General features: G+C 56.7%; 9 protein-coding genes and 1 pseudogene. 9 read left to right on the forward strand and 1 reads right to left on the reverse strand.

What is annotated here, in order from left to right:
* Nucleotides 1–75: 75 nt before the first annotated feature.
* The 7 genes from ACQG03_RS04850 (at nt 76) to ACQG03_RS04880 (ending at nt 8,544) form a co-directional block, all read left to right on the forward strand.
* Complete coding sequence (locus ACQG03_RS04850; protein WP_063163744.1) at nt 76–1,146, forward strand: isocitrate/isopropylmalate dehydrogenase family protein; 1,071 nt, start codon at nt 76–78, stop codon at nt 1,144–1,146.
* Between the two features lie 51 nt (nt 1,147–1,197).
* Entirely contained in the window at nt 1,198–1,851 is a 654-nt protein-coding gene (locus ACQG03_RS04855) for an arylsulfatase (protein WP_063163743.1), read from the forward strand.
* A gap of 37 nt (nt 1,852–1,888) precedes the next feature.
* Entirely contained in the window at nt 1,889–2,776 is an 888-nt protein-coding gene (locus ACQG03_RS04860) for an amidohydrolase family protein (protein WP_063163742.1), read from the forward strand.
* Between the two features lie 14 nt (nt 2,777–2,790).
* Nucleotides 2,791–4,170, forward strand: coding sequence for an MFS transporter (locus tag ACQG03_RS04865; RefSeq protein WP_063163741.1), 1,380 nt, complete (start codon nt 2,791–2,793; stop codon nt 4,168–4,170).
* Nucleotides 4,157–4,834, forward strand: coding sequence for a transporter substrate-binding domain-containing protein (locus ACQG03_RS04870; RefSeq protein ID WP_063163740.1), 678 nt, complete (start codon nt 4,157–4,159; stop codon nt 4,832–4,834). The genes ACQG03_RS04865 and ACQG03_RS04870 overlap by 14 nt, the downstream gene beginning before the upstream one ends.
* 123 nt (nt 4,835–4,957) lie before the next feature.
* Nucleotides 4,958–7,606: an aconitate hydratase gene (locus tag ACQG03_RS04875; RefSeq protein WP_063163739.1), complete on the forward strand. Its 2,649-nt coding sequence runs from the start codon at nt 4,958–4,960 to the stop codon at nt 7,604–7,606.
* Between the two features lie 2 nt (nt 7,607–7,608).
* On the forward strand, nt 7,609–8,544 hold the full coding sequence (locus ACQG03_RS04880; RefSeq protein WP_063163738.1) for a LysR substrate-binding domain-containing protein: 936 nt from the start codon (nt 7,609–7,611) through the stop codon (nt 8,542–8,544).
* Between the two features lie 10 nt (nt 8,545–8,554).
* On the opposite strand, the pseudogene ACQG03_RS04885 reads toward ACQG03_RS04880, so the two are convergent.
* Nucleotides 8,555–9,645 (reverse strand): annotated as a pseudogene (locus ACQG03_RS04885) (lactonase family protein).
* 309 nt (nt 9,646–9,954) lie between these two features.
* On the opposite strand from ACQG03_RS04885, the gene phbB reads away from it, so the two are divergent.
* Nucleotides 9,955–10,698: an acetoacetyl-CoA reductase gene (gene phbB / locus ACQG03_RS04890; RefSeq protein WP_063163736.1), complete on the forward strand. Its 744-nt coding sequence runs from the start codon at nt 9,955–9,957 to the stop codon at nt 10,696–10,698.
* A 73-nt stretch (nt 10,699–10,771) separates the two neighbouring features.
* Nucleotides 10,772–12,109 (forward strand): CitMHS family transporter, encoded by a 1,338-nt coding sequence (locus tag ACQG03_RS04895; protein ID WP_063163735.1) that lies wholly within the window; start codon nt 10,772–10,774, stop codon nt 12,107–12,109.
* Nucleotides 12,110–12,118: the final 9 nt, after the last annotated feature.

The following is a 12,118-nucleotide window of genomic DNA, read 5'->3' on the forward strand; positions in this document are numbered from 1 at the left end:
TCGCCATCACCTTGTGTTAGGTGCATTTATTGATATAAAAATGCAATCGAAAGCAAACAACCTATTGGAGTTTTTATGCGCATTCTGGTTCTGCCATGTGACGGTATCGGTCCTGAAATCACTTCAGCCGCAGTAACAGTGCTGAATTCACTGGATAAAGCCTTCGGCCTGGATTTTGAATTTGACTACGAAGATGTGGGCTTCAATAGCCTGGAAAAATATGGCACCACGCTTCGTCAGGAGTCGTTAGACAAAGCGAAAACCTACGATGGCATCATTCTCGGTACCCAGTCCCACGCGGACTATCCAGCACCTGAAAAGGGTGGCCGTAACGTCTCAGCGGGCTTCCGTATCGGTCTGGACCTGTATGCGAACGTTCGCCCGGCCCGCACGCGTCCATTCCTGACGTCGAACATGAAAGAAGGCAAAACCATGGATCTGGTGATCATGCGTGAAGCCACAGAAGGTTTTTACCCGGATCGTAATATGACGCGCGGCTGGGGTGAGGTAATGCCGAGCCCGGATATGGCGCTGTCTACCCGCAAAATCACCCGTCATTGCTCTGAGCGTATTGCGCGTAAAGCCTTTGAGCTGGCGATGCAGCGTAAGAAAAAAGTGACGGCTATCCACAAGGCCAACAGCTTCCATATGACGGATGGTCTGTTCCTGGAAGCGGTGCGCACCGTGGCGAAAGAGTTCCCGGAAGTGCAGCTGGATGACCTGCTGGTGGATGCGTCCACTGCGCACCTGGTGCGTAACCCGGAACGCTTTGACGTGCTGGTTGCTACCAACTTCTACGGCGACATCATCAGCGATCTGGCAAGCGAACTCTCCGGAAGCCTGGGCTTAGCGGGCTCCATTATGGCCAGCGATACCCATTGCTGTGCGCAGGCGCAGCACGGTTCCGCGCCGGATATTCAGAACCAGGATAAAGCTAACCCGGTTTCGATGATCCTCTCCGCAGCAATGATGCTGGCCTGGTATGCCGAGAAGCATAACCAGCCGAAATTCCTGAAAGCGGCGGATGAGATCAACCGTGCGGTGGACGAAGTGCTGGAGAACCCGGCGACCCGCACTCCGGATCTGGGTGGCACATGCGGCACCAAAGCCTTTGCTGAAAAAGTGGCAGCGGCTATTCGCGCCTGAGCATGAGTTGTGGCTGCCCGAGCTCGGGCAGCTTGGTATCTGGAGAAAGCCATGAGCCAACGTATTGTCCTGATCCATGCCACCCCTCTGGCCGTGGCACCAATCAATGACACCTTTAAGCAGTTGTGGCCTGACGCTGAAGTCAGCAACCTGCTTGACGATGCCTTGAGCGTGGATCGCGCGAAAGTGTCCACGCTTACCCCGCGCATGAATAACCGTATCAATGCGTTAGTGGAGTATGCCATCAGCATTGATGCCGCAGCGGTGCTGTTTACCTGTTCGGCCTTTGGCACCGCCATCGAAGCCAGCGCGCAGGAAAAATCGCTACCCGTGCTCAAGCCTAACGAAGCGATGTTCGAGGATGCGCTGAAGAAAGGGCGGAATATCGTCATGCTGGCCACCTTCGGGCCTGCGGTAAAAGGGATGGAAGACGAATTCAGGGAACTGGCGGCCGCATGCCACTCAGATGCCACCCTGAGCAGTTATGTGGTCCCCGGTGCCCGCGATGCCCTGAACGCCGGCAATGCCAGCCTGCATAACCAGCTGATTGTCGAGGCGGCCCTGCAACACCAGGAGGCCGACGCTATTCTTCTGGCCCATTTTTCTATGGAAATCGCTTACCCGCAGGTCAGTTCCGCCGTCTCCTGCGCGGTATTAAGTAGCCCGCAGTCCGCCGTAAATAAATTAAAGCGTTTGATGAATTGACGTGCTGTAGGCATGGCATAAAGAGTAAGGCCCCGTCGTGAATAATGAGAAAACAGAGGCAGAGATTAAATACAGCCATATTACGTCTCTGCCCGGTGTCGTATTACCTGCGAATAGCTGTGACTGCCATCATCATATTTTTGACAGGCGTTACCCTTATGCGCCCGATGATAAACGCAATTTACCCGCTGCCACCGTTAGCGATTATCGCGCGTTTAAACACTGGCTGGGTTTTACGCGCCACGTCCTGGTTCAACCTTCCTCTTACGGTGCAGATAACCGCTGTTTACTCGATGCGCTGAAGTCCTTTGGCCCGGTAGCGCGCGGTGAAGCTGTGGTCACGGATACCGTCAGCGACGCGGAGCTGGACTGCCTCGCCGCCGCCGGGGTGACCGGCATCCGCTTCAATTTTGGCGCGGGCAGTATCACCACCCCGGAGATGCTGATGCCGCTGGCCGCCCGGGTAGCCGAACGCGGCTGGCATGTGCAGATCCATGCCACCGCCGACCAGCTCTGGGAACTGCGCGCCTTGCTAACCCAGCTTCCGGGCCGGCTGGTGATCGACCATTTCTTCCGGCTTCCGCAGCCCGAGCCGATGTCCCATCCGGCATGGAGGCTCGCCTGGGATCTCATCGGTACCGGCCGCTGCTGGGTAAAACTGTCGGCGCTTTACCATCAGTCGCAGCGGGATGATGTGTCGGACATGGCGGGTGTGATCACAGGTTTTTTACATGAAGCCACCGAGCGCGTGGTCTGGGGAAGCGACTGGCCGCACCCGAATCTCATTAGCGCAAATAAGAAGATGCCAGATGACGCGTTAATTCTTTCAAAGATTTTTCACTGGGCAAGTAATGAGCGGGTTCGGCACAAATTATTTGTCGATAACCCGGCTGAACTTTACGGATTTAACTCTTCGTCTTCCTGATAAGGCCGAAAAGAATGACAACTCCTGACTCTGCTTCATCAAAAAAGAGACCCACGCACTATCGTTATATGATTTTGCTGATGGTGTTCTTAAGTATTGCGTTAAACCATGGCGATCGCGCCACGTTTTCTATTGCCGGACCCGATATGGTCAAAGCCGCTGGCCTGGATATTGTGGCGCTGGGTTATCTGATCTCTACCTTTACCTGGGCGTATGTGCTGGGGCAGTATCCGGGCGGGTGGTTACTCGACCGGTTTGGCTCCAAACGGGTGCTGGTCACCGGGGTCTTTACCTGGTCTCTGTTCGTTTTCTTGGTGGGGTTCAGCACCTCGTTTGACAACGTCTGGATCACCCGCATCATGATCTTCGGCTTTATTTTTATGATGGGGTTAATTGAAGCGCCGACCCTGCCTGCCAACTCACGCTTTCTCGCCGCCTGGTTCCCGGCGCGCGAGCGGGGAAAAGCCTCCGGTTTTACCACGGCCGCCCAGTACTTCGCGCTGGTGGTCTTTTTACCCCTGATGGGTTGGTTCTCTTATCGCTTCGGCTGGGAGTCGGTGTTCTGGTTTATGGGCGGGCTGGGGATCCTGGTCGCACTGGTTATGCACCGGGTTCTTGCCGACACCCCGAAGGTCCATCCGCTGGTGAACAGCGAGGAGCTGGATTACATCCAGTCGGGCGGGGGGCTGACCAACCTGAAGGCCACCAAAAAGGGCGACACCACGGGTAAGGGCTATACCCGCAAACTGCTGACCAACCGGCTGGCGCTCGGCGTCTATATGGGGCAGTTCTTCTTTACCGTACTCTCGTACTTCTTCCTGACCTGGTTCCCGGTTTATCTGGTTCACGATCGTGGCATGACTATTCTGAAAGCCGGGTTCGTCGCCTCTTTACCCGCGCTGTGCGGCTGCGCCGGAGCGCTGCTGGGGGGCGTGTTGTCGGATTACATGCTTTCCCGTGGCTTTAGCCTCTCTGCGGCCCGCAAAACGCCGATTGTGATCGGTATGCTGCTGGCCGTCAGCATGGTGATCTGTAACTACGTGGATTCTGCCTGGATTGTCGTGGCGATCATGTCTCTGGCCTTCTTCGGTAAAGGATTCGGCGCAATGGGGTGGTGTGTGGTTTCCGACTTCTCGCCGAAAGAGGCGGTCGGCCTAAGCGGCGGGCTGTTTAATATGATCGGTAATATTTCGGGGATCTTCACGCCGATTATAATTGCCTACATTATTAAAGACACCGGCTCATTTAACGGCGCGCTGATCTTCGTTGGCGTCTGCGCTTTCCTGAATTTGTGCTGTTATTTATTCGTCGCCGGCAAAATCCAGCGCCTGAGTTTCGACACTGAAAATCATGACCGTAACCGTCTTCCGGAGGAGCCCCATGTCAGCCATTGACCCCCTGCGTTTTGCTATTAATCTGGGTAATGCCGTCCTTGCAAAGGAACTGCCGGATGGCAGTCCTGGCGGGATCACGGTGGAACTGGCGCATAAAATCGCCGCGGAGTGGGGCAGAACGGCGCAGTTCAAAACCTATCCGACCGCCGGAAAAGTGGTGGATGACGCGCAAAAAGGTCTCTGGGATATTGCGTTTCTGGCGGTCGATCCGCAGCGTGAAGAGGTTCTGCACTTTACCCAGCCCTATATCCAGATCCAGGGAACGGTTCTGGTTAACGACAGCAGCCCGTGGCAAAGCGTATCGCAGATGGATAAAACCGGGGTGGTGATCAACGTCGGTAAAGGGGCGGCCTACGATCTCCATCTGACGCGCCAGCTAAAGAACGCCACCCTGAACCGGCTTAGCTCCTCTCAGGTTGCTATCGATGCGTTTCTGAATGGCGAAGGGGATATGGCGGCGGGGATCCGTCAGCCGCTGGAGCGGACAGCCGCAGAGCACGCGGGATATCGGGTCCTGCCCGATAATTTTGGTCAGATAAACCAGGCTATCTGCGTTCCCCGGGGTAACGAACAGTGCTACCAGGATCTCGTTGCGCTCCTGACCCGCTGGCAGGCGGAAGGCAGCGTACAGCAGATTATTGACCGAGAATTAGCCGCAGCGTGATCTCCCTCTTAGCGTTCTCGTTTTGAGAACGCTATCTTATCAAAAGTTCAATTTTCGCCCCGTCCCGGACATGGCACGTTATCCCCTGACGAACATAACATTACTGCTGTGACGGAAGACCCTATGACATCAACCCTGGCTCTCGAACGTTCTGACCTGGTGATTCATCATCAGCGCTATCATTTTGTGGATCTCACCCAGCTGCTGCCCCTGCCGCAGTTGCAGGCCCTCCCTTTCAGCCTGCGCGTGCTGCTGGAAAACGTCGCGCTGCGCTCCCCGGAGGCCCTGCCACAATTTTTGCAGATGCTGTCCGGGGCGGCGGACAAAGGCGAGGTTGAGTTCTATCCCGATCGGCTGATGTTCCACGACACCACCTGCCTGCCAGCACTGGCTGATTTCGCGGCGATGCGCGATTTAACAACCGAGCTGGGCGGCGATGCCACGGCGATCAATCCGCGTATTCCGGCGGTACTGACTATCGATCACTCGGTGATTGTCGAAAGCTATGCCTCCGCCTCTGCGCTGGAAGATAACCTGCAGTTTGATTTTCGCCGCAACGCTGAGCGGTACCGCTTTATCCGCTGGGCCGAAAAGAGCCTGGATAACTTCCGCGTGATCCCGCCGGGCACCGGGATTATTCATCTGATGAACCTTGAAACCATTGCCGAAGTGGTGACGGTGGATAATACCGCGCCTGTGCCGCTCCTGCATGCGGATTGCATGATCGCCACCGATAGCCATACCCCGATGATCAACGCCCTGGGCATTCTGGGGTGGGGCGTGGGCGGGCTCGAAGGGCAGGCCGCGCTGGTGGGGGAACCCGTCACCCTGAGCTTCCCCGAGGTGATTGGTATTTCGCTATCAGGGGCGCTGTCACCCGATGTCAGCGACAGCGACCTGGCCCTGCATATCACCCGCTTGCTGCGCGAAACAGGCGTTGTCGGTAAGTTTGTCGAGTTTACCGGACCTGCGTTAGCCAGCATGTCCGTTGAATCCCGGGCCACCATCGCCAACATGGCACCAGAATACGGCGCGACGGTGGTGTTCTTTCCCTTTGACGAACGCAGCGCTGAATACGTGGCGTTAACCGGGCGTAGCGAAGAGAATCAGGCCCTCATCAGCGCCTACATGCAGGCGCAGCATCTGTGGCGGACGGCGGATGCACCGCAGCCTGAATTCAGCCAGCTTATTGCGCTCGACCTCTCGACCATTGAGCCGTGCATGGCCGGGCCGGTTAATCCCCATCAACAGATCCCGCTGGGTCAGGCGGCCAGCAGCTTCACCGACACGCTCAGTCCGCAAGTGCGGGAGCGCCACTGGTCGCGGTCTGAATACCCTGAACCGATCCGCCAGGGCGCGGTGGCTATTGCCGCCATTACCAGCTGTACGACCACGGCGAATCCCTGGCTTATCATTCAGGCAGCTCTCTTTGCCCGCAATGCCGCCAGACACGGGCTGCGGCCTAAGCCGTGGGTTAAAACCTCGTTCTCGCCGGGCTCCAGAGCGGTCACCGACTACCTCAGTGCATCGGGTTTGCTGAGCGAAATGGAAAAAGTGGGCTTTGACGTCACCGGCTACGGTTGCATGACCTGCATTGGCAGCTCGGGTGCCCTGCAACCAGCAATGGAGGCGCTGGTCAGCGAGGGGCTACAGGCGGTATGCGTCCTGTCCGGCAATCGTAATTTCCCCCGTCGCGTGAACCCTTCTCTCGGGCACGGCTATCTCACCTCTCCGGCGCTGGTGATTGCCTGGGCGATTGCCGGACATATCTCTCATGACATGGTGAACGACCTGCTTGGCGTTGACGAGGCAGGGCGGCCACTTACCATGCGCGATTTAATGCCGTCCCGGGAGGAGGTGGAAATGTGGCTCGGACGGATCATGAAACCGGAGCACTACATCAAACGCCGGGACATTATCTGGCAGGGGACCCCGCACTGGCAGCAGATTGTGGCCCCCGGAAGCGTGCATTATCCCTGGGAGGCGACCTCCACCTATCTGCGCCGTCCGGGTTATCTTGAACGTCTGCCTCGGGATCCGGCCGCAACCCTGACCCTCTCTGGCGCGCATCCCTTCCTGTGGTTAGGCGATGATGTCACCACCGACCACATCTCGCCGGCCGGGGCGATCCCGCTCGCAAGCCTGGCGGGGCAATGGCTGGTTGAGCATCATGAAAATCCGCAGGATCTGAACCTTTACTCCACGCGGCGCAGTAACCACGAAGTCATGGTTCGCGGCGCGTTCACCAATACCGCGCTGGTCAACCGTTTGCTTCCGCAGGCGCAGCGCAGCGGCGGCGGCAAGGCCTGGGATGCGCAGCATCAGCAGATCCTGCCGGCGTATGAAGCGGCGCAAAGCTGGCTGCAGCGTGAAACCCCCCTGGTGATCTTCGCCGGTGAGCGGTATGGCGCAGGCTCCAGCCGGGACTGGGCCGCTAAAGCCCAGGCGCTGCTGGGGGTTAAGGCGGTGGTGGCGCACAGTTTTGAACGTATCCACCGCACTAACCTTATCGGGATGGGGATTTTGCCGTTACATATCTCGCCTGAAGAGGCGGCGCGTTTACCAGAAATGGACGGGCGCGAGGAGATTAACGTTGACGGGCTGGATCATTTGCAGACGGGCTGCACACCCCTGACGATGCAGATCCGACGCGGCACATCGCTGCTGGGCGAATTCATGCTTACGCTGACCCTCGATTCGCAGCAGGAGCTGCGCTATCTCCGGCACGGTGGGATTCTGCCTTACGTCATTCAGCAAACACTGAAGCATTAACTATGGATAAAACGATGCGTTTTGATCTGGTCTCTTTATCTCTTTTTGTGGCGGTCGCGGAGACGCAAAATCTCACCCATGCGGCCCGCAGAAAACATACCGCGGTATCTGCGGTCAGCAAACGTATCGCCGAGCTGGAGCAGCAGGTGGGTACGCAGCTGATGCTGCGTATGCCGAGGGGCATAACCCTGACCCCGGCAGGTCATTCCCTGCTCTATCATGCCCGCCAGGTGTTCCGCAATCTGGAGAAGATGGAAGAGGAGCTCAGCGATTATGCCGCAGGCATCCGGGGACACATCCGTATTTACACCATCTCCGCGGCGCTGATGAATCACCTGCCGCGGGTGGTGAGCGACTATCTTTCGCATTACCCGCAGACCGACATTGAAATTGAAGAACAGACCGGGATGAGCGTTGTGCAGGGGTTACTGGCTGGCGAGGCCGATGTCGGCTTCTTCTCCAGCTGGACCCCGTCGGCAGGGATTGAGTACTGGCCCTGGCAGCACGATCTCCTCTCGGTGCTGGTGTGGCCCTCTCACCCCCTGGCGGCGCGCAGCGAGTTAACTTTTGCCGATATTGTGAATGAAAAACTGATCGGCTCGCACCGCAACAGCGCCGTGAGCCATATCCTTGAACGCCAGGCGCGCGCCCTGGGGAAAAACCTTAGCGTGGGGCTGCGCGTGAGCAGCTTTAGTGCGATGGCCGAGCTGGTGGCGCAGCAGCTGGGGATTGCGGTGCTGCCGGTGAATGAGGTGGCATCCTCAACCCTGCACAGCGGCGTCCGCGTTATTCCGTTAGCGGAGCCCTGGGCGAGACGGGAGCTGCTTGTCGGCGTGCGGGATTACGGGCAGGCTTCGCCGTCGGTGAAAACGCTAATTGGCAGCCTGCTCCCGGCGGAGCAGGCTGTGCAACCCGAAGGAGAGGCAGAGCGACGCTGAGCCTGCGGGATCAGGCAAAGCAGATGCAGGTTGGGCTGGCCGTTGCAATGACGATTTCTGTCGCGGAAAGCATACCGGTTTCGCTGTCGACGTCGAACACCTGAATGGTGTCGGAGTCTTCATTCGCGCTGAAGAAGCGTGAGCCATCGGGTGAAAGGGTGGTGAAGCGGGGCGTTTTCCCGCCGCAGGGCACCCATCCAGTGGGCGTCAGTGAGCCATCCTGTTGATTGATGCTGAACACGGCGATGGAGTCATGGCCCGGTTGGCGGCATAGACAAATCGCCCGGACGGGTGCACCTCGATTTCACTGGCATCGCTCCGGCTCGTATAGCCTGCCGGCAGCGCGCTGAGGGTTTGTGTGAGTGAGAACGTCCCCTTTTCCCGGTCGAGATGATAAACCGTGACGGTGCTGCTCAGCTCGCTGATGCCATACAGCCATTTTCCGCTGGGGTGAAAATCGACGTGACGCGGCCAGCTGCCTTCCGGGAGCTGCACCTCATCGGCCAGGCATGAGCGGGTCTCCTCCCAGTGGTACAGACGGATCATATCGATGCCGTTGCCAGCCTTTCGGCCCTGAACCGGCACGGCAAACAGCGGACTGCCGGGCGCAAAAACGACTTCATGCGGGCGCGACAGTGTGGCATGGGCGGCGGTATGGCCTTCGATAGGCGCAAAGTGCACTGGCGGCTCCAGACCTTCGTCGCTGACAGGCAGGGCAGCAATGTTGCCGCCCTCATGATTGGCGATCAGCAGGGTGTTCCCGTCAGGCGTCAGCGAGGCGCCAACCGGATTATTTCTACGGGCGGGATCGAGGTCCGGGTTGCTGTGACGTGGGCCGGTGGTTTGATGGTGATAAAGGCTCAGCAGGCCGGTGTCGGGATCTCGATTGAATACCGCCACGCGGTCGCCATCGCCGTGCAGAACGTAGAGCCGGTTACGCCCGGGATCGAGCGTCAGCCAGGCGGGGTTGTCCTGCACGGAGGCGATGCATTGTAACAGTTCCCAATTTCCGGAATCGGCAATCCGATAGACGCTAATCCCCTTACCGCGCGCACCGCGCCATGCCGAGGTCCGGCAGCCAACGTAAGCATAGGTTGTCATGGTTACTCCTGTCTTATTTGCATTTTTTATATAATAAATGCATTTATTGCGCTGTGATATTTATCTCACTTCTCTGTATGTTTTCCCGTTATGCCTGGTGTTTAGCGGATTTTAGCGATGTAAAACGATGTGGAGAGCGTGAGTGCAGTTTTTGCCTCATGTTTAAATTGCATTTGAATGTTGTTAAATGCAGAAATTGAACGATCCTGCTCACATTTCCAACAAGGTTAGGTTGCGGAATCCCTGTGTCCACCGCTTAATGTTAATAAGTGGTGAGCAAATGTTAATAAAATGCAACGGGAGAGGGGTATGACCCAACGTATCGCGTATGTCACATCTGGAATGGGTAGTCTCGGTACGGCAATATGTCGTCGGTTAGCGCAGGATGGCTTTATTGTCGTTGCCGGTTGCGGTCCTGATTCCAAAAGAAAGGACGCCTGGCTGGAAGATAACAAGAAGTTAGGTTTTGATTTTATCGCCTCTGAGGGAAACGTTGCAGACTGGAATTCAACGGTAAATGCCTTTGAAAAAATTCGTGCCGAGGTCGGCGAGGTGGATGTGCTGATTAATAATTCCGGGACCGCGCGTAATGTCTTATTCCGCGATATGCAGCCTCAGGAGTGGCAGGCCGTTATCGATACCAACATGAACTCCTTATTTAACGTAACGCGTCAGGTGGTGGATAGCATGATGGCGCGCGGCTGGGGGCGCATTATTAATATCTCCTCCCTGAATGCGCAGATTGGCACCGTCGGGCAGGTTAACTACTCCACCGCAAAATATGCCGTGCGTGGCTTTACCCGCGCCCTGGCGCGTGAGGTTTCGGCGCGTGGCGTCACGGTTAATACCGTCTCTCCCGGCTATCTGGCCACCAGCAAACTGAAGACGGTCACTCCCGTTCAGGTCATCGATAAAATCGTTCAGGAAATTCCGGTCCGGCGTCTGGGATCGCCAAAAGAAATTGCCTCTATTTGTGCCTGGCTGGCTTCCGATGAAGCGGGTTATGCCACCGGGGCGAACTTCTCCGTCAACGGCGGTATGCACATGAGTTAATCGCTCTCCCTAATAATTTAATAACGTACATTCTTTCATTACGCAGTTAGCAATATCTGCGTCGGAGACTCTTATGCTCTCGTTCCTGGGTTACGGCATGATTGTGGTCTTTATGATCCTCATCATGACCAAAAAATTATCCGCGCTGACCGCCCTGACTATTATTCCCATCCTGTTTGCACTGATTGCTGGCTTCGGTGGCGAGATGGGCGAAATGATGATTGAGGGATTAAAGAAGGTCGCGCCTACCGCGATTATGGTAATTTTCGCCATTCTTTATTTTTGTACCATGTTCGATACCGGATTATTCGACCCGATAATACGGTTCTTCTTACGTATTATTGATGGCGATCCGGTTAAGGCGGTGATGTGTACCGCGCTGCTGGCGGCGATGGTCTCCCTCGACGGGGACGGTTCAACCACCTACATGATCTGCGTTACGGCGATGCTTCCTCTGTTTAAACGTATTCGTCTTGACCCGCTTGCTCTGACCTGTGTGGTCTTCCTCTCCGGGAGCGTCACCAACCTGCTTCCCTGGGGCGGCCCGCTGGCGCGCGTATCGGCATCGTTAAAGGTGGAGTCGAGTGAGCTATTTATACCGCTGATTCCCTCGATGATCTGCGGGCTGGTAGGGGTGCTGGCGCTCTCCTGGTATATTGGCATTCGTGAACGCCGTCGTTTAGGTAAACTGAGTATCCAGACCAATGCACATGGCGCGGTCATCGAAGAAGATGCCGAAAGCTATCTGCCTGCCATCAATGAAGTGAATGACGAGCTGCGTCGGCCAAAAATGTTCTGGTTTAATGCCGCCTTAACGCTTGCGCTGATGGCCTCGCTGGTGATGGAACTGCTTCCACTGTCCGTGCTGTTCATGGTGGCGTTTGCCATCGCACTGTTGATTAACTACCCGCATCTGGATGCGCAGCGTCAGCGTATTGCTGCTCATGCCCCCGCCGCGCTGAACCAGACCTCGATTTTCCTCGCGGCCGGGATCTTCGCAGGTATTTTGTCAGGGACGGGGATGGTTAACGCAATGTCCAACACGCTGCTGGACATTCTGCCGCAGTCCTGGGGGCCTTATCTCGCACCGATTACCGCGCTGATCAGCCTTCCGGGCACCTTTTTTATGTCCAACGACGCTTTCTATTATGGCGTGCTGCCGGTTCTGGCTGAGGCGGCAAAAGCCTACGGCATTGATCCGGTTGAGATTGGGCGGGCATCACTGGTGGGGCAGCCGGTGCACCTGTTAAGCCCGCTGGTGGCTTCCACCTATCTGCTGGTGGGGCTGGCAGGGGTCGAGTTCAGCGACCATCAAAAATACACCTTCAAGTGGGCGTTCCTGCTGTGCATGATATTCCTGGGCTCGGGATTATTGCTGGGGCTTTATCCGCTCTATTCGGTCGCCAGTTAACAGACAATC

This window comes from Enterobacter cloacae complex sp. 342H5 (assembly GCF_050030905.1).
Taxonomy (GTDB): domain Bacteria; phylum Pseudomonadota; class Gammaproteobacteria; order Enterobacterales; family Enterobacteriaceae; genus Enterobacter; species Enterobacter intestinihominis.

Bases quoted from the DNA above. Each gene is read 5' to 3' on its own strand.
- ACQG03_RS04875 (WP_063163739.1), top strand. From the start codon at position 4,958: ATGACATCAACCCTGGCTCTCGAACGTTCTGACCTGGTGATTCATCAT.
- ACQG03_RS04895 (WP_063163735.1), top strand. From the start codon at position 10,772: ATGCTCTCGTTCCTGGGTTACGGCATGATTGTGGTCTTTATGATCCTC.
- phbB (WP_063163736.1), top strand. From the start codon at position 9,955: ATGACCCAACGTATCGCGTATGTCACATCTGGAATGGGTAGTCTCGGT.
- ACQG03_RS04870 (WP_063163740.1), top strand. From the start codon at position 4,157: ATGTCAGCCATTGACCCCCTGCGTTTTGCTATTAATCTGGGTAATGCC.
- ACQG03_RS04865 (WP_063163741.1), top strand. From the start codon at position 2,791: ATGACAACTCCTGACTCTGCTTCATCAAAAAAGAGACCCACGCACTAT.
- ACQG03_RS04880 (WP_063163738.1), top strand. From the start codon at position 7,609: ATGGATAAAACGATGCGTTTTGATCTGGTCTCTTTATCTCTTTTTGTG.
- ACQG03_RS04855 (WP_063163743.1), top strand. From the start codon at position 1,198: ATGAGCCAACGTATTGTCCTGATCCATGCCACCCCTCTGGCCGTGGCA.
- ACQG03_RS04850 (WP_063163744.1), top strand. From the start codon at position 76: ATGCGCATTCTGGTTCTGCCATGTGACGGTATCGGTCCTGAAATCACT.